This is a genomic window from Arthrobacter sp. B0490, assembly GCF_002929355.1.
In the GTDB taxonomy this organism is placed as follows: Bacteria; Actinomycetota; Actinomycetes; order Actinomycetales; family Micrococcaceae; genus Arthrobacter_D.
This window is the reverse complement of sequence record NZ_PJIR01000005.1, coordinates 109058-129300: the sequence shown is the minus strand read 5'-3', so window position 1 is coordinate 129300 and position 20243 is coordinate 109058. Positions and strand designations below refer to the sequence as shown.

Genomic DNA, 20243 nt, shown 5'->3' with positions numbered 1-20243 from the left:
CCACCATGGCAGCATCCGGGCCTTCGACGCCCTACGTCGCGAACAAACCGAAGGACATCCCCACCGCCGAGGCTCTTCGGGCCCGGATCCCCGGCTGGGGCGTGGACCTCGACCCCAAGGACCGTCCGTCGTTCCCGCGCGAGATCTACGACCCCGGGAGCACCGGGGCACACTGGGACTACCCCGACGAGCAGCCGAACCGGGAGGGCCGCGAACGATCGATCGAGCACGGGCAGCTTCCTCCCGTCTTCGGGACGAGCGCCCCTCTCCACGGCGTCTCGGGCTCCATCCGCCGCTATGCCTACCGCTACGGCGAGGGTCGTGCGGCCCATTGGCTGCTGCTGCTGCTCGGCGACCGCGTGGACGCATGGGGTGCGCACGTGGTTTCGTTCGCGACGCTCCGCCCCGACAACCCCATCACCGAGACGGGCGTGCTGTCCGAGGGGCGGAGGCACGGCATCGCGTCGCGCTTCGGCAAGAAGCGCGTGGACGTCAACCACCAGTGGATCGACCCGATCGTCGTGGGAGGACCGTGGGTCGTCGCCGCGGCGGGAGCCGTCCTGGGAGGCCGTGCCGTCGTTCGTCGCGGGAAGCGCTGAGAACGGGTTCGGCCCGCGGGGCGGCCGGCCCGTCCGGCCGTCGCCGGGCACTGGAGGTGGGCGCCGACGTCGCGTCCGAGGCTCTGCAGCCCTACCGGCCTGGTCGGCGCCGGGAGCCGTCGTCGACCGCTCCAGCCCATCGTCGCGGTCCTTGCAGTCCTGCCCTCCGTCGCTGCCCTCAGCTGCGTGTCGCTGCCGGTTCGGCCGATCCGGGGGCGGCACGCGGTATCCAGTACCAGAGGACCGCCGCGCCGAGGAAGCCGAGCACAGCCGTCGCCCAGATGCCCGCGGAGAGCGTCGCCAGGGCTGTCACGAGGGCGAGCAGTGCGGGTCCGCCCATGGTTCCCGTGTCGGTCAGGAGGCGCCAGAGCCCGAGGAACTGCGGGCGCCCCGGTGACGGCGACAGGTCCGCGCCGAGCGTCATCACGATGCCCGATCCGATGCCGTTGCCGAAGCCGATGAGCAGCGCGACGAGGAGCAGCCCCGCCGCGTCGCCGGTGAGGGGCAGCAGCGCGAGGGCGGTGCCCATGATGAGCATGCACGGCACCGCGATCCAGCGACGGCCCTTGACGTCCATGATCTTGCCGGAGGGGTAGAAGATCAGCATGTCGATGGCCCCGGACAGTCCGTAGATCAGGGCGGTGGACGAGGCGTCCAGTCCGATGTCCTCCGCCCACAGGGGCAGTACGGCCTGTCGGGTCGCGCGCACCGCGGCGATGAGCAGCACCCCCACACCCACGGTCACGAAGATGCGGAGGTGACTGCGCAGGACGGAACGCACCGTCGGAGCCAGGGCCTCCGCGCCCTCCACGGGTACCCGGCCGGGCACAGTCCGGCCGGGTACCCCGAGTTCGGGGACACGCCAGCTGAGCGCGGCAGCAGCCAGGCTCGCCACACCCCCCACCCAGTACGCGCCGTCGAGCCCGAGTGCGCTCATGGCGAGGGCTGCGGCGAAGGGGCCCACGAACACACCGATCCGCGTGACGCCGCCGAGCGTGGACAGCGCCCGAGCCCTGAAATGTGGCGGTACCGCCTCGGTCAGGTAGCTCTGGCGCGCGAGGCCGAACACCGCCCCTGCCATGCCCACCATGAAGACCGCGGCGGCGAACACCGGCAGGCTGGGGGCGGCGAGTGCCAGGAACATCGCCGCCGCACACCAGACCGCGGCACCCACGAGCGCCTTCCTCTCGCCGAAGCGCGTGGCGATCAGCGTTGCGGGGACGTTGGTGACGAGTGAGCCGACACCGGACAGCGTGATCACCAGGGCCGCGGTAGCCACGTCGGCACCGAGGTCGCGGGCCGTGAGGGCGATGACGGGCAGGATGGCCCCGGTGGCTACCCCGTACAGCAGCGACGGACCATAGGCGCCCACCGCGATCGCACGCAGATCGAAGGTTTCCTTGGGCACCCTTCCACCCTAGTCCGCGGGGTGGGCTGCCGCCCTCCCGCTCTGGACAGCATCCGATCGTTGCACTACGTTTTCGTACCATCGACCCGGCGCGCCCTACTCTGACGGGAGTACCGCATGGCTGTACCGACCTCAGGCTTCACCGGCAGACGGCAGAACCGGGACGCGGACCTCCCGCCGGGCCAGTACCTCACCGACGGCTTCCCCGTGATGTCTGCCGGCCCCACTCCCCAGGTCCTCCTCCGTGACTGGTCCTTCCAGATCGTGGCGGGCCCGGGCGAGACCCACCAGTGGACGTGGGAGCAGATGCAGGCACTTCCGCAGGAGGACGTCACGACCGACATCCACTGCGTGACGCACTGGTCGAAGGTGGGCACCACCTGGCGCGGGGTCTCCCTCGACACCCTGTTCGAGGACGTGGAGTCCGAGGCCGAGTACACGATGGTGCACTCCTACGGCGGCTACACGACGAATGTCCCACTCGACGACCTCCTCGACGGCAAGGCCTGGATCGTGTCCGAGTTCGAGGGCGAACCCCTGCAGTCCGCACATGGCGGACCGGCCAGGTTGCTGGTGCCGCATCTGTACTTCTGGAAGAGCGCGAAGTGGGTGAACGGGATCCGGCTGATGGACCAGGACCTGCCCGGCTTCTGGGAGACCAACGGCTACAACATGTACGGGGACCCGTGGCGCGAGGAACGCTACTGGTGAGGCGGTCGTGGCAGGTCGCCGAGGTCAGTGCCGTCCGCGCGGAGACCGCCCGGGCGCGGACCCTGAGGCTCCGCTTCCCGGACATGGTCGCCGGCGTCCCCGGTCAGCACGTGGACCTGCGGCTCACCGCCGACGACGGGTATCAGGCCGTGCGGTCGTACTCCGTGGCGGCGTGGGTGCCACCGCGCGAGCTGGAACTGACGGTCGAGGAGCTCGACGACGGCGAGGTCTCCCCCTTCCTCGTCGACGTGCTGGCCGTCGGTGACCAGCTGGAGGTCCGCGGTCCGGTGGGCGGCTGGTTCACGTGGACGCCCGATCGTGCCGGCCCGCTGCAGCTGATCGCCGGCGGCTCAGGCGTCGTGCCCCTCATGGCCATGCTCCGCTCGCATTCCGAGGCCCGATCGGCCGTCCCCGCGCGGTTGCTGTATTCGGTGCGCAGCCCCGACCATGTGTTCTACCGGGGTGAGCTCGATGTGATCGGGCAGGAGGATCCTCAGGTCGTGATCGACATCGCGTACTCCCGGGAGGCTCCCGACGGCCGGCCGGTGGGCCGCCTGACCCATGAGGCCGTCACGGCGTCCTGCTTCCCGCCGGAGGACGAACCTGTCATCTACATCTGCGGCTCGACGGGCTTCGTCGAGGCCGTTGCCGCGTGGCTCGTCGACGACGGGCACGACGCCGACCGCATCCGCACGGAGCGGTACGGAGGATAGGGAAGGACCGCGATGGACAGCACCGGGCAGCATCCCCTCGACCAGGACCACCTCGACGGCAATGCCCTGGCGGGGGCACTCGACCAGTTCGTCTCCGACCTGACGAGCGCGGAGTGCATGTGCGCAGGCTGCGGATCCTCCGGCCCCCTTGCTGCTGCACTGCTCTATACGAAGGCGCCCGGCATGGTGCTGCGATGCCCCACATGCACCGCCGTACTGCTCTGCCTCACGGATCAGGGTGACCGCCAGGTCCTCACCCTCGACGGCGTACGCCATCTGGTCATCGACAAGCCCTGACCCCGGCGCACGCGGACCCCGACTGCGGCCGTCCTGTGGAGAACCAGTCCTCGATCACCGCTCCACAACGGCTCCCCCACCGTGCTTAATAGAACGCTTGTTCGATAGAATCGCGCCATGGCCGTCACACCGATCAAGCAGCCCTCCCGATCGGGATCCTCCCTGGACGAGGCCCGAGCCCTCCTCGGCGACTGTGCACACGGCCTGGTCCAGTACCACCACCTGCTCTCACGGCAGGATGCCCTCCAATTCGTCCTCGATGTGGAGCAGGTGTCGAAGGTCGTCGATCACCTGCAGGTCCTCGCCGCCCGCATCGCGGATCAGCACGGACTCGCCGCGGAAGCGGGAGGCGCTCCCATCCCGTCCGGCGCGATGGACGAGGTGTCGGATCCCGGACCGGCCTCGCCGACCGATGTCGGTGGCGGCTCCAGGACCTGTGCCGATTTCCTGAGGGAGACGCTGGGTATCAGCCGCACCGAGGCGCGACGCCGGCTCACTCTGGCTGCGGTCGTGCTGCCGAGCCTGTCGCCGACCGGGAACCCCGTCCCTCCCCTCCTGGGGGTACTGGGCGAAGCCGTGGGCTCCTTCGTCATCAGCGGACGAGCAGCCTCCGTCGTCGCGCACGCCCTCGAGCGCGTCCGGTCCTTCGCGACGCCCGACCAGCTCGAGAACATGGAGCACCACCTCACGAGGCAGGCGACCGAGACCGACGAGGACATCCTCCGCATTCTCGCGCGCCGCTGGGAGGGGGTCCTCGACCAGGACGGGCAGGAGCCCACGGACAAGGTGCTCCGGGCACGTCAGGGCGTCTTCCTCAAGGGACGACGCCACGGATTGCACCTCCTGGAGATCGGTGCCACGGACGAGCAGTTCGAACAGCTCGCAACGGTCATAAACGCGGCCGCCAATCCGAGAGGATCCTCGGTGCGCGCCGATCATCCGGAGGACGATGCAGGACCGGGATCGACGGGTCCTGCAACGCCCGGGACACCGGACCAGGCAGCACCGGGCGCGGCAGCCGGAGATGCGGCGACCGGGGTCCTACCCACGGCGAGCGGTCCGACACGTATTGGAGCGCCGGGATGCACGCCCGGCCGCGCCCTGGGCGGGACCGGGTCGGGAACATCGGTCGACGGTAGCCCGACGCGAGCGCAACAGCTCCTCGAAGGTCTCGTGTCGGCCTGCAGGATCGCCCTGTCGACGAGCGGACTGCCGGCGACCGGTGGACATCGTCCGCAAGTGATGGTGACCATCGACTACAAGGACCTGATCGGCGAGACCGAGCGGGCCGGCGATGCTGTCTTCTCCGAGCAGGTCAGTGCCCGGAACATCAGGAGGATCGCCTGTGATGCCGACATCATCCCGCTGGTCCTGAGCGGCAACGGGCAGGTGCTCGACGTGGGACGCGCGCAGCGACTGTTCCCGCCACATCTGCGACGTGCACTCGTTGCACGGGACAAGGGGTGCGCGTTCCCTGACTGTTCCATCCCGGCCAACTGGTGCGAGGCCCACCACCTGACGCCGTGGTCCCGCGGGGGCTCGACCAGCATCGACAACGGGGTACTGCTGTGCTCACGGCACCACCATGTCATCCATCAGGACACATGGACCGTCGAATCCCGCGGTGGCATCCCATGGTTCACTCCGCCCGTCCACCAGAGACGGACCGCCCACCCGCGAAGAAACCTGTACTGGCAGGCAGGTTCCGCGGTTCGAAGCGAACTCGACGGTGCCGCCGATTCCATCCCGACCCGCCAGCGACCTGTTTCCGACGAGCCGGGCATCCCGCTCCTGGACCGGAGGACTGGGAGGCGGACGCCGTTCGGCAGGGGTAGCGGGCGCTCGTCGTGAACCGGGAAGCGATGTGGATGCTCCCCGGTCCGCCAGGATGACCAGCCGTGCCGCTGCGCATCCCTCCTGCCGGCGCGCCGGACCCGCCTATCCCGCCTATCCCGCCTATCCCGCCTATCCCGCGACCATGGACCCGATCGACAGGCCGAGACCTGCCGCCACCAGGGCCACCACAGCTGTTCCGACCCCCGAGAGAAGCGCCGCCCTGATCCGACCCGCCTGGATGAGGCGTGCCGCCTCGCTGCTCGCCGTACTGAAGGTCGTGTAGCCGCCGAGGAACCCCGTGCCACCGACGAACAGCCACGACGACGGGAGCGCCGAGGCAAGGACCAGCCCGGTGAGGAGTCCGAGCAGGAACGACCCACTGATGTTGACGGTCATCGTGCCGATGGGGATCACCCCCCGCACCGGTGCCGCGATCACGCCGTCGAGCATGAAACGCGCAACCGCCCCCAGCCCGCCGGCGATGCCGAGCACCAGGACGAAGGAGATGCTCACGGCGCGACTCTCGACGGTGCCGCCTGGCCGGCCCCCGGGCGACGGCGAAGACGGGCTCCGACGGCGATGCCGGCACCCGTTGCCACCAGTCCCACGAGCACCGACACGGCAAGGTATGCGAATCCCTCGGCCGCCCGGCCCGAGCCGAACAGGAGTGCGGAGTCGACGGCGAGCGCGCTGTACGTGGTGAATCCACCGAGGAAACCCGTACCCAGGAGCAGTCGCAGCGCCCGGCGACCCCCCTCGTCGGGGCCACGCTGCGCAAGTGCCTCGAGCAGCGATCCGAGGGCGAAGGCACCCGTGATGTTGATCAGGAAGATCCCGAGCGGTAGACCCGTCGGAGTAGGGAGCACCCCGGCGAGTCCGAAGCGGGCAAGGGTGCCCGCCGTCCCACCGACGAACACCAGCAGGAGGCAGGCGGGCCGTAGGTGAGGGGGCCCGCCGGCGGAAGGCGGACGCCGTCGCTCCGGCACATGAGGCGACATCAGGCGGTGTCAGGCGACATGCCGCGCGAGGAACTCCAGGGTCAGGTTCCACGCGTCATCAGCGGGCCCGGGCCGATACGCGAACCGGTTGGAGTCGTTGAAGAAGGCATGGCCGGCGTCCGGGTAGACCTTGGGCGTGAAGTCGACACCCGCCGCACCCATCGCTGCCTCGAGCGCCGGCAGCGCCGTGATCAGCGCGTCGTCGTCCTGGCCGTAGAAGGCGAGGACGGGTGCCTCGATACGGGCCAGTTCCTCGTCGGAGAACGAGGCGTGGCCGTAGAAGGGCACACATGCCATCAGACGCGGCTCGTGGACGGCGAGAGAGAAGCTGTAGGTTCCGCCGAAGCAGAATCCGGTGATGCCCACGCGCCCGGCGACGTCGGCGTCGTCGTACAGGACGTCGAAGCACGCTCGCACCCGCTGCGTGGTGAGCGCCCCGAACTCGGGGTTCCGCAGGGGCGCGAGGAGCGTCCTCAGTCTCGGCTGCGCCTCGTTGCGCGCCGCTTCGTCCGGGCCTGCGATGGCCTCTCCGATGCCGGCGGTGTTCTCCTCGGTGATGCCCTGGTCGGCGAGCAGATCAGGGGCGACGACGACGTAACCCTCCCGCGCGAGACGATCCGCGACGTCCCGTGTGTGAGCGACCAGTCCCCATACCTCGTGGACGAGGACGAGTCCGCCCTTCACCGGCACCTCCGGACGCGCCACGTAGGCGGAGAGGGTGCCCGTGGGCATGACGATGTCCTCGACCTGGCTCATTCGCCTAGGCTTGCACGCTTCTTGATGCTGCGCCAACCACCCGCACGGTTGTCGGCGATGACCGCCCTGAAGATCTCGCGCAGTGCGTCCTCGTCGAACGGCCCGTCCTCGTAGAGCGCGACCGTCCGTCCCGTGGAGTTGGTGGTGCCGCCCGTGATGATGCCCTGCGGATCGGGGGCCAGTCCGCCGTCGTAGAGGAAGACGTTGACGTGGTCCTTCGTGGCGAGCAACGCGCAGACGTTGCCCTCGAGGACGAAGTAGGGCTGCCGGGTGCGCTTGATCGTCTCCGCCACCTCCGGATCCGCCTCGTGCACGAGGCGGCGCACCGTGCGGCAGATGTCCTGCTGCCACGACGGCAACGCTGCTATGTAGTCGTCGACCCGGGTGTCCGGCGCTCCTGCCATGGAGACAGTGTGCCAGCGGAGGAGAACGGTCGGGAAGGGGGAGGAACGCCGCCGGCACGGCAGGCACGGACACCGGCCTCCGGCGGACGTGTCGCCCCCGTGTCGACCGAATCCCTGCAGCGTACGTCCGCTACTGTTGCCCGGTGTCGCTTCCCACCCTGCCGTCCCGAGTCGGCCTGCGGGTCCTCACCGCAGCCGACCCGATCGCCCTCGCGCAGGCCTACCGGGAGAACCGCCGGCATCTGGCGCCCTGGGAGCCGTCCCGTGACGACGCCTTCTTCACCCCCGAGGGCCAGGCGGAGCGGATCACGGGCAGCCTCGAAGGCCTCGCAGCGGGCACCGACGTGCCGTGGGTCCTGACGTCGGAGGACCGTATCGTCGGCACCATCACCCTCACGGGTATCGTCCGCGGGCCCTTCCTCAACGCGCACATCGGCTACTGGGTGGACGCCCGCCTCCAGGGTCGGGGCGTGTGCTCCGCCGCCGTCGGGACGGTGTTGACGTATGCGCGGGACGAATTGGAGCTGCACCGCGTCCAGGCATCGGTCCTACCCGGGAACACATCCTCGAGGGCTGTGCTGGACCGGACCGGCTTCACGCTCATCGGCACGGCGCCGTCGTATCTTCGCATCGCCGGCTCGTGGCAGGACCATCTGCTGTACCAGCGCATCCTGGCCTGATCGGTCGCGCCGGCATGCCGACCCGCGTCCATACCGGTGGAGCAGGCGGCGGGTGCTCCCCGCCGGACCCACGGCGCAGCAGCGCCTCGAACGGACACGGCCGCGCGGGTGCAGCATACGGGGTTGCCGGGAGTACTATCGGTGCCACCACAATCAGTCAACGACGACGGACGTGTGATGACCAGGCTCCTTGTTCCACTCGGCATGCTCAGTATCTCCCTCGGGATCCTCGCCCTGTTCGCCGGCGCCCGGGGCTTCCCGCTCCTCCTGATCGCCGTCGGCGGCATCGTGGTCGCGCTACCGTGCTTCCAGCGCGGTGGACATCCCCACGCCCGGCACTCCGACGACGGCGGGACGGCCGAGTTCTCGATGCCGCCCGTGGGCTCCTGCTCCCCCGAACGCCTGCGCGAGGCCCGACTGCTTGCGGCGCGCGTGGTCGAATCGACACGTCCCCCGGAGGCGTCGGACAGGCCCCCGCAGCACGAACGGTGACAGGACCGGCCCCTTCCTGTTGAGTGGGGTGCATGAGTCGCATCCTGATCCTCGGTGGCACCGCGTGGTTCGGCCGCGAAGTGGCCACCCAGCTCGTCGCGGGCGGTCACGACGTCACCTGCCTCGCCCGGGGTACCTCCGGACCACCGCCGCACGATGCCGGTTTCGTCGCCGTCGACCGCTCGGCGCCCGGCGCGTACGACGACGTCAGCGGCGTCGACTGGGACGAGGTCGTCGAGATCTCCTGGAACACCGACCACGTCGCCGGCGCCCTCGAAGCCCTCGCAGCACGGGCAGCGCACTGGACGCTGATCTCCTCGTGCTCCGTGTACGCCTCCAACGGCGAGCCCGGCGCGGCCGAGGACGCAGCGCTGGTGGACGTGGCGACCGATGGAGCAGACGACGACTACGCGCGGGCCAAAGCGGCCTGCGAGCAGGCCTCTGCCGACGTGCTCGCGGACCGCCTCCTGACGGTCCGTGCCGGCCTGATCTGCGGGCCCGGGGACGGCAGCGACCGGTTCGGCTACTGGGTCTCGCGCTGCGCCCTCGCCGGCGACGGGGACGTCCTCGTACCGACCCTCGCCGACCGGTACGTGCAGGTCATCGACGTACGTGATCTCGCCGCCTGGACCATCAGGGCGGGTCTCGGGGGTACGGTCGGGGCCGTCAACGCCGTCGGCGACGTCCACGCGTTCGGCGACGTCCTCGCCCGGGCGCGATCGATTGCAGGGCATGCGGGTGCCCTGGCAGAAGCGACACCGGAGTGGCTGGTGGACCAGGGCGTGGCGTACTGGTCCGGCCCGAGGTCACTGCCACTCTGGCTGCCCGAGGATTTCGCGGGTTTCTGCCGACGCAGCAACGCGGCCTTCCGGGCAGCGGGCGGAACACTCAGGGATCTTCGGGAGACACTCGAGGACACGCTCGACGACGAACGCGCTCGGGGGCTCGAGCGGGATCGCAGGGCCGGGCTCACGCGTGCCGACGAGCTCGAACTCCTTACGAACCTTCCCGCGCGTTGACGGTCCGGCTGCCCGGCCAGTCCTGCGCGGAGGCGGACCGGCGCGCAGGACCACGACGACCACCTGCGCCGAAGAGGACCGCAACCCTGCCGCACGTCGGGCGATGCAGTCCCTGGACAGCCCAGTAGACGCTCCAGCAGGAGGGCACCACCGAGCATCGACCAGGTGCCCGGACCTGGTGCACAGCCGCGACCGGCGACAGCAGCCGGGTACACGTCACGTCAGGTCAGCACACACACCAGCAGGAGGGCACCACCGAGTGCCGACACTCCGGCACGGACCAGGTTCAGCCGCGACCACGGACCGGCGAACGCTGCCCAGGAGCCTTCGTCGTCCGTCGTTCGGTCGAGTGCGTCGTTCAGGGGGACGTTGCCGACGATGGTGATCGCCACACTCGCCAGATAGCCTGCTGCGCCCAGACCTGCGAGGAGGTCGCGTCCGACGATGCCGAGCACCAGCACCACGATGCAGAGGACGGTCGTCCCGAAGAAGAGGATCATGAAGGGCGGGCGCACCGCCCGGCGATTGACCGCTCGCATGACCGCCGCCCCGGTCCGCGCGTCCGTGAGGAGGGCAGGCATCACCATCACGGCGAAGGTGAAATAGACACCGGCAGCCACCAGGCAGCCCCCGGCGGCCGCTGTGATGATCGTGTCAGGCATGGCTCTGTCCCCTCAGCAGCGGTGTACCGGACCCGACACTACCGCCGCGTGAGGGGCCGCCGCTGCGCCGCGCGGGAACGGGATACGGCGGCGTGCCGTTGAAAAGAGATACACCTCCTCGAAAGGCTCACCCCGTGCGCATCCTCCTGACCGGTATCGACGGCTCCGGCAAGAGCACGGCAACCCATGATCTCGCTCGCGCGATCACCGAGAGGGGCGGCACCGCTCTCGTGCTGAAGAACCCGGCCGGAAGGCGGACCATGTCCGGATGGTGGCACGCCCTGCGATGGACACCCGGACCGAGGCTGCTGGATTTCCTGGAGACCGTCACGCGTGTGGTGAATGTCCTCCTGAACGAGGTACGCCTGTTCCGGTTCGACGGCGTCGCCATCCTCGATCGCGGACTCGACTGCCAGTTCGCGCTGCGTGAGGCACGCGGCCTCCCCCGAGGCGTCGTCCTCCCGTGGCTTCAGCGCGTCCTGCCGGATCCCGACGTCGTCGCCCACCTCGAACTCCCGCTCGACGTCGCCCTCGAGCGGGTGAACCGGCGCGCCACGGACCGCGAAACCTGGTCCGGGCTCGAGTCGCTGCAGTCGGCGTACCGGCGCCTCCCGACGTATCCGACGTATCGCATCGTGCAGGCAGCCGGCCCGCGCGAGGCGATCACCGCCGATCTGCTCGCCCTGACCGGCTGGGACGGCGTTCCCTCGGACGACCGGCGGCTCACGTACCTCTGACCCGGGGGCCGCGGACCTCTGATCCGGAACCCCGGGCGACCGGCGGCCCACGTACCTCTGACCCGGGGGCCGCGGACCTCTGATCCGGAACCCCGGGCGACCGGGATTTCCGGTCGGTCCGCGTCATTCCGGAAGACCCCGGCGTCCCGGAAGTCCGTGGTTGCCGAGACCGTGGTCGCCGAGACCGTGGTCCCCAGGGTCGTCCCCCGTCAGAGGGCGGCGATCGTCCAGCCGGTGCGATGAGATGCCCCGGGCTCGAGCACCACGAGGTCCTCGCCGGTGGTGAACGCTCCAGGCGGGCAGGTCATGGGTTCGACGGCGAGCCCGAGGCGCGTGTTCTCGGGCTTCTGCGGAAGATCGGCCGTGTGGATCTGTACCCACGGGCAGCTCTCGTCCCAGATCATCGCGGTTCCGGTTCCGTGTACTGGATCGGTGACGCGGACGGCGACCCCGCCCGAGGCGTCGGGGGTGAGGTCCGTGAACGCGTGATCGATCTGCACGTCCGCGAGGGGATGAGCCGACCGGAAGTCGAAGGGCGTCCCGGTCACGGATTCCTTCGCCACGGGCAGCAGGCGGTCGGGGGTGACGGCCAGGACCGTCGAGGCAGGAAGTTCGAGCACCCACTCGTCGAGCGGCGACGCTCCTCCTACGAGGTACGGGTGGGGGCAGACGCCGTAGGGTGCACGCCGGGTCCCGGTGTTGACCGCCGTCACGTCCGTCCTGAAGCCCTCGTCCCCGACAGCGAACCGGACTTCGAGAGCCAGTTCGAAGGGGTAGGCCTCGGTCGGCACGATGGTGCAGGCGAGCGTCACCGCGGAGGTGGTGCGCTCCACGAGGGTCCAGGGGATGTCGAAGACGAGCCCGTGCAGAGCCGTTCCACGTTCGGGTTCGTTGATCGGCAGTTCGTAGTCCGCGCCGTCGAACGAGTAGCGGCCGTCCTCGATGCGGTTGGGCCACGGTGCCACGAAGGCGCCCCGGAAGTTGGGCATCTCCTCGTCGGCGCCGAAGCCCACGACGAGAGCGCGCCCCTCGTGCGTGAGTTCGCGGACTGCGGCACCGAGACCGAGGACGACCGCCGTATAGCCGCCACCCTCGATCCTGTATTCAGTAGGGGCCGGCCGGTTCATGCGAGGCTGACCGCGGTCCAGGACACGGCGGGAAGCGTGATGGTGACGACGCCCCGCTCCAGCGTCGCGGAGGTGTTGGGCTTCATGGTCACGCGCTCGGGCTCCTCGAGGGTGTTCTTGGCATACACGTCCGTATCGTACAGCGACTGCGCATCCACCCGGTCGAGGTCGTCGAGCGCTGCCACGTCGATGGTCACCGTCACCTCCTCGGTCTGGGAACGGTTGACGAGGAACACGGCGGTGGCCCCCGTGGCGTCGTCGTGCGTGGCCACGGCGTCCACGACCGGGACGACGCCGTACTGACTGGTTCCGTAGGTCCCGGCGTCGAGCTTGAGCTCGAGCACCACCCCCCGGGCGAGCGCGGAGGTGAGGGCGAAGGGGAAGAACGTGGTCTGGCGCCATGCAGGTCCGCCCGGCTCCGTCATGATCGGAGCGATCACGTTGACGAGCTGCGCGAGCGAGGCCGAGGTCACGCGGTCGGCATGCCGGAGCAGCGAGATCAGGAGGTTCCCGACGACGACGGCATCCGCGACCGAGTAGTGGTCCTCGAGCAGGCGCGGGGCCACGGGCCAGTTGTCGAGGCCCTGGATCTTCTCGACGTCCTCGAACCGGCTGAGGTACCAGACGTTCCACTCGTCGAACGAGATGTTGATGGTCTTCGAGCTGCCGCGGACGGCTTTCACATGGTCGGCCGTCGCCACCACGGACTCGATGAAGTGGTCCATGTCGACGGCGGAGGCGAGGAACGAGGCGAGATCGCCGTTCTTCTCCTCGTAGTAGGCATGGCAGGAGATGTAGTCGACGTCGTCGTACGTGTGCGACAGGACCACCCGCTCCCATTCGCCGAAGGTCGGCATGTGGGCGCTGGAGGAACCGCACACCACGAGTTCGATGGACGGATCGAGCTGGCGCATGGCCTTCGCCGTCCGGGAGGCGAGCTTGCCGTAGTCGTCCGCTGAACGATGGCCGAGCTGCCACCAGCCGTCCATCTCGTTGCCGAGGCACCAGATCTTCACGCCGAAGGGATCCGGCCGACCATTGGCCATGCGGGCCTCGGCGAGGGCCGTGCCCTTGGGGAGGTTCGAGTACTCGAGCAGCTCGAGGGCCTCGGACGTCCCTCGCGTCCCGAGGTTCACCGCCAGCATGAGGTCGCTGCCGACCTTCCCGAGCCACGAGGCGAACTCGTGCATGCCCACCTGGTTCGTCTCGGTCGAGTGCCAGGCGAGGTCCAGTCGCCTGGGACGCTGCTCGCGGGGACCGACACTGTCCTCCCACCGGAAGCCCGACACGAAGTTGCCTCCGGGATAGCGGATGGTCGAGACACCCAACTCCCGGACGAGGTCGATCACGTCCCCGCGGAACCCCTCGTCGTCGGCCGTGGCATGACCGGGCTCGTGGATACCGTCGTAGACGTGGCGGCCGAGGTGTTCGACGAAACCGCCGAAGATGTTGCGGTTGATCCGGCCGACCGTGAAGTGGGGGTCGAGCGCGAGGCGTGCAGTCTGCATGGGGCAACTCTCTCTGCGGATCCTGTTCCGCGGCGGGCGGAGGTGCTGCTTCCCGGCCGCGGGAGCTACCTTCCCGGCGGGCTTCCGCAGGGGTGGATTCGTCCATCCGCGAGGAATCGATCCCGCGGTTTACATCGTTGAAGGTAAACGATGTAAAGACAGCATGTCGATGACCGGCATCCGTGTCAAGCAGTCGGAAGGAGGTCCTCGGGCGACGGGGACGTCATGCGGGCAGGGCCGAGGACTCGCGTTCGATCAGCCGGAAGCGCGTCTCGAACTCCCGTGGCGGCAGGTCGGCCTCCCGTCCGGAGATGCGCTCCTGGAGGACGAGCACGGCGGTGTCGGCGATCTCGATCCGGCCCGGGTCGATGGTGGACAGCGTGGGCAGCGAGTACCTGCCCTCGTCGAGATCGTCGAAGCCGATGACGGCGACGTCGTCCGGGATCTTCCGGCCGGCCTCCTGGAGCACGCGCATGGCACCGAGGGCCAGGGTGTCGTTCATACCGAACACGGCGTCGAACTCCACCCCGGATCCGAGCAGTTCCCGCATGGAGGTGGCGCCGTTGGCCCGGTGCCAGAGGGTCGCATAGGCCACGAGGGCGGGGTCGAAGGGGATGCCCGCCTCGTCGAGCGCCTGCCGGTAGCCGCGTAGCCGAAGCCCCGCGGAACCGATGACCTCGCCCTGATGCCCCCCGACGACGGCGATGCGACGCCGTCCCTTGGACAGCAGATGCGCTGTCGCTGCGCGTGCGGACTCGACGTTGCTCATCGTCACGTGGTCGGTGGGCCCGCCGAAGATGCGCTCCCCCAGCAGGACGAGCGGGAAGTTCACGTCCAGGTGATGGGCGTCCTCGTTGGACATGCCGAGCGGGCTGAACAGCAGGCCATCGGTCATCTGGAGCCGGGGACTCGAGAGGATCTCCAGTTCGCGATCGCGGTCGCCGCCCGTCTGCTCGATCAGGACCTTGAGCCCTCGCCGCCCGGCGGCCTTGATGATCGAGTCGGCCAGTTCCGCGAAGTAGCTCAGCGACAGTTCGGGGACGGCGAGGCCGATCACGCCGGTCCTGCCCGAGCGCAGGCTCCGGGCGGAGAGGTTGGGGCTGTAGCCGAGTTCCGAGATGGCTTCCATGACCCGCTGTTTCGTCTCGGCACGGATGTGCTCGTAGTCGTTGATGACGTTCGAGACGGTCTTGATGGAGACACCTGCCGCCAGCGCAACGTCCTTGAGTGTGGCCGCCATGCCGCCCCCTAGGGTCCTCCCGTGATGCTCGGTACGTCACGCGTGACGTGAGTCTACAACGTTGTAGGATGAGCGGGCATCCTGGGGGATGGATTGCTGCAGCGGCTTTTCGGTCGCGACTCCGGCCAGACAAGGACCACCATGATCGAGGAACAGGTACGGGACCGGCTCAATTGGGCGGGCAACTACGAGTACCGCGCGCGGACCATCGAGCACCCGACGTCGCTCGCCGACCTCCAGCGCGCCGTGGCCGGGGCCACGCGAGCCGGCGCGCTCGGTTCGCGGCATTCCTTTAACGACATCGCCGACAGCCCGGAGACGCTCATCTCGCTCGACGTCCTCGATCCCGGCGTCGACATCGACGAGGCCGCGCTCACCGTCACCGTGAGTGCGGGTGTCCGGTACGGCGTCCTCGCGTCGCACCTGCAGCGCAGCGGCTTCGCCCTGCACAACCTGGCGTCCCTCCCCCACATCTCGGTCGGCGGCGCCATCGCGACGGCCACCCATGGCTCGGGGAACACGAACGGGAACCTCGCCACCGCCGTCGTCGGGCTGGAGATCGTCACCGCGTCGGGTGATGTGCTCGCGGTGAGGAAGGGCGACGACGACTTCGACGGCATGGTGGTGGGCCTCGGCGCACTCGGCGTCGTGCATCGTGTGACCCTGCGCATCGAGCCGTCCTTCGACGTGCGCCAGGATGTCTTCACGGACGTGCCGTGGGACGCGGTGCTGGCGGACTACGACGCCGCGACCTCCTCCGCCTACAGCGTCAGCCTGTTCACCGACTGGTCGGGCGACACCATCGTCCAGGCCTGGCTCAAGAGCCGTACCGACAGCGGCGCCCCTGCGCCAGGTGCGTTCTACGGGGGGACGCCGGCGGACCGCCCCTACCATCCGGTCCCGGGGGTGGCTGCGGATCACTGCACCCAGCAGCTCGGCGTGCCGGGACCGTGGTCGGACCGTCTTGCGCACTTCCGTCTCGCCTTCACCCCCAGCAACGGCGAGGAACTGCAGACCGAGTACCTCGTGGGCCGGGAGCACGCCGTCGCGGCGATCAACGCCATGCGGGACCTCGCTCCCCGCATCTCGCCCCTGCTCCTGGTGTCCGAGGTGCGGTCGATGGCGGCCGACGAGTTGTGGCTCAGCAACAACTACCGTCGTGACGGTATCGGACTCCACTTCACGTGGAAGCCCCTGCAGGCCGAGGTCGAGATCCTCCTGCCCGAGCTCGAGGCCGCGCTGGCACCGTTCGCCGCTCGTCCGCACTGGGGCAAGCTGTTCGCAGCGGACGCCTCACAGCTTGCGCCGCTCTACCCCCGCTTCGAGGATTTCCGGTCCCTCGCCGGGCGCATGGATCCCGAGGGCAAGTTCCGCAACGCCTTCCTGGACCGGGTCGTCCTCGGGGACTCCGTCGAACAGGCCTGATCCGGACGGAGCCGGGCGCGTGACCGGGCGCCACCGCCCCGTCCGGGGACGACGATGGCCGCGAACGGTGCATGGAACGACCGCCCGGCGGCCGTCGTGCGACCGCCCGGACCGACCCGGTGCCGCCGGCCGCAGCCCCGTCCAGCTGCCGGCGCCTGCAGAGGCGGCCGGGTCGAGCGCGAGGAGAGCCGGCAGCTCCGCCCAGCCGTCGTGACGTGCCCGACCACCCGCCGTCCGGTCCGGTCAGCTCACCGGACATACCCCGGACGGTCTTGCGGGCGTCGCCTGCCGCAATTCCTCCGGCTCGAAGCGGAAGGGCGCTCCCATGTCCTCGGCGAGGCGGTTCGTGACGTCGGTGGAAGGGGACCGAGACCACACGGCAGGCGCCGGGCACGGGTGCTAGTGCTTGCGGTTCAGCCACTTCCAGTGCGCGAGCGTGCGCAGGCGGATCAGCAGTGCCCGCGACTGCTCCGGGCCGTACGGCAGGATCGGGATGGCTTTCGTCACGTCCATCGAGGCCTCGTCCATCGCCGTCCGGGTGACCCTGACGGCGCTGCGCATCTTGTTCATCTGCGTGATGACCTCCTCGACCCCGACCGGCTCGCCGTGGCCGGGCACGAAGACGTCGTAGAGGTCCTCGAGTGCCGCCATCTTGCCGAGCGTCCGCACCCAGTCGGTAGGGAACGAGTCCTCGAAGACAGGGTCAGCCCCCTCCTCCACGAGGTCCCCGGTGAAGAGGACGTTGCCTGCACCGACGAGGAGGTCATGGTCGGTGTGGCCCTGCCCGAGGTGGAACAGGGTCACCGACATACCGCCGAGGTCCAGGTCGACAGGCTTGCCCTCCACCAGCCTGTTGGCCGGGAGGACGTCCGCGTGTGCGCCGTCGCCCGCTGCCATGGCGGGCTCGACGGCGGCGACCAGGGACCGCTGTTCCTCGCCGTTCTCGGCCTGGACAGCGCTGCACCGCGACGTCGCCCAGAACTCCTCGACACGCTGTGCGGCGAAGTAGCTGTTCCCGAAGAAGTGGTCGGCGTGGGCGTGCGTATTGACGACGATCAGCGGGAGCCCGGTGACGTCGCGTACGTGGGAGTACACCGCGGCTGCGCTCACCGGACCGGGTCCGGTATCCACGACGAGGGCTTTCTCCGTGCCGACGACGAGTCCGACGTTCATCCGGGACCCGGTCCGCAGCACGTAGATGCCCGGCCCGAGCTCGCTCCAGGGGCTGCGGGTCTCGGCGCTGGGGACGTCGGTGGTCATGGGTTCCTCTCGCTGGCGGCAGGGGTTCCAGTCTAGGTCGGCCCGGACCGGATACGGACCGCTCCCGGCGCATGGCCGCGGGCGTCGTGGCGGTCGTCCCGCCCCGGGTTCCCCTGCCGGACTGACGCCCCGTGTTCCTCGCCGTCCTGCCCGGACCGGCCCTCCGGTCAGGCGACGACGACCGGTGTCGGGCGGGGACGCTCGGGCACGCGGAAAATCGGCAGTGCGAGGTTGATCAGGGGGCCGATGAGGAGTGCGAAGGCCACCGTACCGAGGCCGACCGTTCCGCCCAGCAGCCAGCCGAGCAGCAGGACGGTCCCTTCGATCCCGGTCCGTACGAGCCAGATCGGCAGACCGAACCGGGCATGGATGCCGGTCATGAGACCGTCGCGCGGCCCCGGGCCGAGGCGGGCACCGATGTAGAGCCCGCTCGCGACCGCGAGCAGCACGAGCCCTCCCGTGAACAGCAGGATCCGCGCCCACAGCGGCGCCGGCTCGTTCAGGATCGCCAGTCCCACCTCCGCACTCGGCCCCACCAGGAGGACGTTGAGCACGGTGCCGACGCCCGGCCGCTGCCTGAGCGGTATCCAGAGCAGCAGGACGATCAGTCCGATGATGTTGGTCATGAATCCGAACGGGATGCCGGTCTGCAGCGAACCGCCCTGACTGAGGACGTCCCACGGCGACACACCGAGCGTCGCGCGGATCATCATCGCGAGCGAGAACCCGTAGAGGAAGAGGCCGATCAGGAGCTGGAGGCCGCGCCGGGCACCGAGGAGGGTCATTCCCCCAGTAGATCGGCTGATTGGACTTACTTCAAGATGCCAATTGTGTCATCGTGGCTTCATGATGGTTCTTCCTGCCCGTCGACTCGCCCTGGAGCTCGGCTCCTGGCGCACGTCCGGGCCCGCCTACGGAGCCCTGGCCGACCGCATCAGGCTGCTCACGCTGGATGGTCGGATCCCGCTGGGTACCCGCCTCCCCGCCGAACGTGAGCTCGCCACGCAGCTCGGCGTCAGCAGGACCATGGTCGCCGCAGCGTATGCGCGCCTGCGGTCGGCGGGATACCTGGAGAGCACACGGGGCTCGGGCAGCGTCGTCGCCATGCCGGGACGGGGGATGCCGATCCTCGACGACGGGGACGGCGTCGTCCTCGACCTCAGCAAGGCCGCCCTGCCCGCAGCACCCCAGGTGGGTGAGGCTGCTGCGAATGCGGTCCGTGAGCTCCCGGCCTACCTGAACGGCAACGGCTACGATCCGCTCGGCCTCCCCCGCCTGCGGCAGGCCCTCGCCGACAGGTACTCGGCGCGCGGTGTGCCCACGACGTCCGGTCAGATCATGGTCACCCTCGGCGCCCAGCACGCGATCTCGCTCCTGGCGCGGTTGCTCCTGGCCCCCGGTGGCACGGCACTCGTGGAGGCACCGAGCTACCCCCACGCCTACGAGGCCCTCCGCTCGGCCGGTCGCCGCCTGCTGCCCGTGTCCGTCGACGCCGCGCAGGGTTGGGACGACGACGGCCTCGAGCAGGCCTTCCGGCGCGGACGCCCTGCACTGGCCTACGTCATGCCGGATTTCCACAACCCGACCGGCGCGGTCATGCCCGCGGGCCAGCGCGAGCGGCTCATGGCTGCGGCCGGGCGGCAGGGCACCGTCGTCGTGGCGGACGAGACGATGGCCGAACTGAGGATCGACGGCGAGGCCCGTCCGCCCCTGGCCGCCTTCGGACCCGCGGTCCTGATCGGTTCGATGGGCAAGACGGTGTGGGGCGGGCTGCGGATCGGCTGGATCCGGGCGGACGAGGGCCTGATCCACCGACTCGTCCAGTCCCGGTACGCCCAGGACCTCGGGACGCCCATCCTCGAACAGCTCATCGCGCTCGAGCTGCTCGGCAGCTACGACGAGCTGCTGCGGTTCCGCGCGAGGCAGCTGGCGGCGGGGCGAGGCCGGCTCGAGGACCTCCTCCGGGAGGCACTGCCGGAGTGGGAGGTCCCGCATGTCGCGGGTGGCCTCTGCACCTGGGTCGATCTCGGCGCGCCGGTCAGCTCCCAGCTGGCCCTCGCGGCCCGCGACCGCGGCCTGCTGCTGGGCGCCGGCCCGCGCTTCGGGATGGACGGGGTCTTCGAGCGCTTCCTGCGGGTCCCGTTCAGCTATCCGCTCGAGGACACGCGCCTCGCTGTCAAGATCCTCGCATCCGCCTGGCGGTCCCTCGACCAACGGGCACCCGGCCGCAGCGACTTCGCGCCCGCGCTGGTGTAGCGCGGTGGCGTAGCTTTGCTGCACGGAACCGCCGGCCCGACTCGTCCCGTGCGACCCCGACCCGCCGACCCGCCGGCCCGGCCGATCTCGTGCGACCCCGCTGGTCCGGCGCCAC

At 69.7% G+C, this 20243-nt stretch carries 22 protein-coding genes; 11 read left to right on the top strand and 11 right to left on the bottom strand.

All coding sequences use genetic code 11. The features are described from left to right. The first annotated feature begins 5 nt into the window (after positions 1-5). Positions 6-599, top strand: a complete 594-nt coding sequence (locus CXQ97_RS10085; RefSeq protein ID WP_104180737.1) for a hypothetical protein — start codon at positions 6-8, stop codon at positions 597-599. Between the two features lie 178 nt (positions 600-777). Here the strand turns inward: CXQ97_RS10085 and CXQ97_RS10080 are convergent, their stop codons facing one another. Beyond that, entirely contained in the window at positions 778-2007 is a 1230-nt protein-coding gene (locus CXQ97_RS10080) for an MFS transporter (RefSeq protein WP_104180736.1), read from the bottom strand. A 117-nt stretch (positions 2008-2124) separates the two neighbouring features. On the opposite strand from CXQ97_RS10080, the gene CXQ97_RS10075 reads away from it, so the two are divergent. The 4 genes from CXQ97_RS10075 to CXQ97_RS10060 all read left to right on the top strand — a co-directional run bounded on the left by CXQ97_RS10075 (position 2125) and on the right by CXQ97_RS10060 (position 5579). Further along, a complete protein-coding gene (locus CXQ97_RS10075) occupies positions 2125-2718 on the top strand; it encodes a sulfite oxidase-like oxidoreductase (protein WP_104180735.1) in 594 nt (197 codons plus the stop codon). Beyond that, entirely contained in the window at positions 2715-3431 is a 717-nt protein-coding gene (locus CXQ97_RS10070) for a ferredoxin reductase (protein ID WP_258062469.1), read from the top strand. The genes CXQ97_RS10075 and CXQ97_RS10070 overlap by 4 nt, the downstream gene beginning before the upstream one ends. Before the next feature lie 12 nt (positions 3432-3443). Further along, entirely contained in the window at positions 3444-3728 is a 285-nt protein-coding gene (locus CXQ97_RS10065) for a DUF6510 family protein (protein ID WP_104180733.1), read from the top strand. A 117-nt stretch (positions 3729-3845) separates the two neighbouring features. Further along, the gene (locus tag CXQ97_RS10060) at positions 3846-5579 is read left to right on the top strand and encodes an HNH endonuclease signature motif containing protein (protein WP_104180732.1); all 1734 of its coding nucleotides are present in this window, start codon (positions 3846-3848) and stop codon (positions 5577-5579) included. Positions 5580-5693: 114 nt separating this feature from the next. Here the strand turns inward: CXQ97_RS10060 and crcB are convergent, their stop codons facing one another. The 4 genes from crcB to CXQ97_RS10040 all read right to left on the bottom strand — a co-directional run bounded on the left by crcB (position 5694) and on the right by CXQ97_RS10040 (position 7722). After that, positions 5694-6077 carry a fluoride efflux transporter CrcB gene (crcB, locus tag CXQ97_RS10055; RefSeq protein WP_104180731.1) on the bottom strand — a complete coding sequence of 128 codons (384 nt, stop codon included), beginning with the start codon at positions 6075-6077 and terminating at the stop codon, positions 5694-5696. After that, entirely contained in the window at positions 6074-6481 is a 408-nt protein-coding gene (locus CXQ97_RS10050) for a CrcB family protein (RefSeq protein WP_258062468.1), read from the bottom strand. Before CXQ97_RS10050 ends, crcB begins: the two co-directional genes overlap by 4 nt. Before the next feature lie 90 nt (positions 6482-6571). Continuing rightward, positions 6572-7318, bottom strand: a complete 747-nt coding sequence (locus CXQ97_RS10045) for a dienelactone hydrolase family protein (RefSeq protein WP_104180729.1) — start codon at positions 7316-7318, stop codon at positions 6572-6574. Next, positions 7315-7722, bottom strand: coding sequence for a DUF1801 domain-containing protein (locus tag CXQ97_RS10040; protein ID WP_104180728.1), 408 nt, complete (start codon positions 7720-7722; stop codon positions 7315-7317). The genes CXQ97_RS10045 and CXQ97_RS10040 overlap by 4 nt, the downstream gene beginning before the upstream one ends. A gap of 143 nt (positions 7723-7865) precedes the next feature. On the opposite strand from CXQ97_RS10040, the gene CXQ97_RS10035 reads away from it, so the two are divergent. From CXQ97_RS10035 to CXQ97_RS10025, 3 genes are all read left to right on the top strand, one after another. Continuing rightward, entirely contained in the window at positions 7866-8402 is a 537-nt protein-coding gene (locus CXQ97_RS10035) for a GNAT family N-acetyltransferase (RefSeq protein WP_104180727.1), read from the top strand. A gap of 177 nt (positions 8403-8579) precedes the next feature. Further along, positions 8580-8894, top strand: a complete 315-nt coding sequence (locus CXQ97_RS10030) for a hypothetical protein (RefSeq protein WP_146069621.1) — start codon at positions 8580-8582, stop codon at positions 8892-8894. A gap of 32 nt (positions 8895-8926) precedes the next feature. Further along, the gene (locus CXQ97_RS10025; protein WP_104180725.1) at positions 8927-9913 is read left to right on the top strand and encodes an NAD-dependent epimerase/dehydratase family protein; all 987 of its coding nucleotides are present in this window, start codon (positions 8927-8929) and stop codon (positions 9911-9913) included. Positions 9914-10134: 221 nt separating this feature from the next. Here the strand turns inward: CXQ97_RS10025 and CXQ97_RS10020 are convergent, their stop codons facing one another. Then, entirely contained in the window at positions 10135-10575 is a 441-nt protein-coding gene (locus CXQ97_RS10020; protein WP_104180724.1) for an anthrone oxygenase family protein, read from the bottom strand. Positions 10576-10709: 134 nt separating this feature from the next. Between CXQ97_RS10020 and CXQ97_RS10015 the strand changes: the two genes are divergently transcribed. After that, positions 10710-11312 carry a thymidylate kinase gene (locus CXQ97_RS10015; RefSeq protein WP_104180723.1) on the top strand — a complete coding sequence of 201 codons (603 nt, stop codon included), beginning with the start codon at positions 10710-10712 and terminating at the stop codon, positions 11310-11312. Between the two features lie 209 nt (positions 11313-11521). On the opposite strand, the gene CXQ97_RS10010 is transcribed toward CXQ97_RS10015, so the two are convergent. From CXQ97_RS10010 to CXQ97_RS10000, 3 genes are all read right to left on the bottom strand, one after another. Then, entirely contained in the window at positions 11522-12439 is a 918-nt protein-coding gene (locus CXQ97_RS10010; RefSeq protein ID WP_104180722.1) for an aldose 1-epimerase family protein, read from the bottom strand. Beyond that, positions 12436-13947: an alpha-N-arabinofuranosidase gene (locus CXQ97_RS10005; protein WP_104180721.1), complete on the bottom strand. Its 1512-nt coding sequence runs from the start codon at positions 13945-13947 to the stop codon at positions 12436-12438. Before CXQ97_RS10005 ends, CXQ97_RS10010 begins: the two co-directional genes overlap by 4 nt. A gap of 223 nt (positions 13948-14170) precedes the next feature. Continuing rightward, the gene (locus tag CXQ97_RS10000) at positions 14171-15187 is read right to left on the bottom strand and encodes a LacI family DNA-binding transcriptional regulator (RefSeq protein WP_104180720.1); all 1017 of its coding nucleotides are present in this window, start codon (positions 15185-15187) and stop codon (positions 14171-14173) included. Between the two features lie 141 nt (positions 15188-15328). Here CXQ97_RS10000 and CXQ97_RS09995 point away from each other — a divergent pair, with 141 nt between their 5' ends. After that, complete coding sequence (locus CXQ97_RS09995) at positions 15329-16612, top strand: FAD-binding protein (protein ID WP_104180719.1); 1284 nt, start codon at positions 15329-15331, stop codon at positions 16610-16612. A gap of 399 nt (positions 16613-17011) precedes the next feature. On the opposite strand, the gene CXQ97_RS09990 is transcribed toward CXQ97_RS09995, so the two are convergent. Both CXQ97_RS09990 and CXQ97_RS09985 read right to left on the bottom strand, forming a co-directional pair. Further along, positions 17012-17872 (bottom strand): MBL fold metallo-hydrolase, encoded by an 861-nt coding sequence (locus CXQ97_RS09990; protein ID WP_104180718.1) that lies wholly within the window; start codon positions 17870-17872, stop codon positions 17012-17014. Positions 17873-18039: 167 nt separating this feature from the next. Continuing rightward, complete coding sequence (locus CXQ97_RS09985; protein ID WP_104180717.1) at positions 18040-18657, bottom strand: YitT family protein; 618 nt, start codon at positions 18655-18657, stop codon at positions 18040-18042. A 61-nt stretch (positions 18658-18718) separates the two neighbouring features. Here CXQ97_RS09985 and CXQ97_RS09980 point away from each other — a divergent pair, with 61 nt between their 5' ends. Continuing rightward, positions 18719-20128 carry a PLP-dependent aminotransferase family protein gene (locus CXQ97_RS09980; RefSeq protein WP_104180716.1) on the top strand — a complete coding sequence of 470 codons (1410 nt, stop codon included), beginning with the start codon at positions 18719-18721 and terminating at the stop codon, positions 20126-20128. Positions 20129-20243 lie beyond the last annotated feature (115 nt).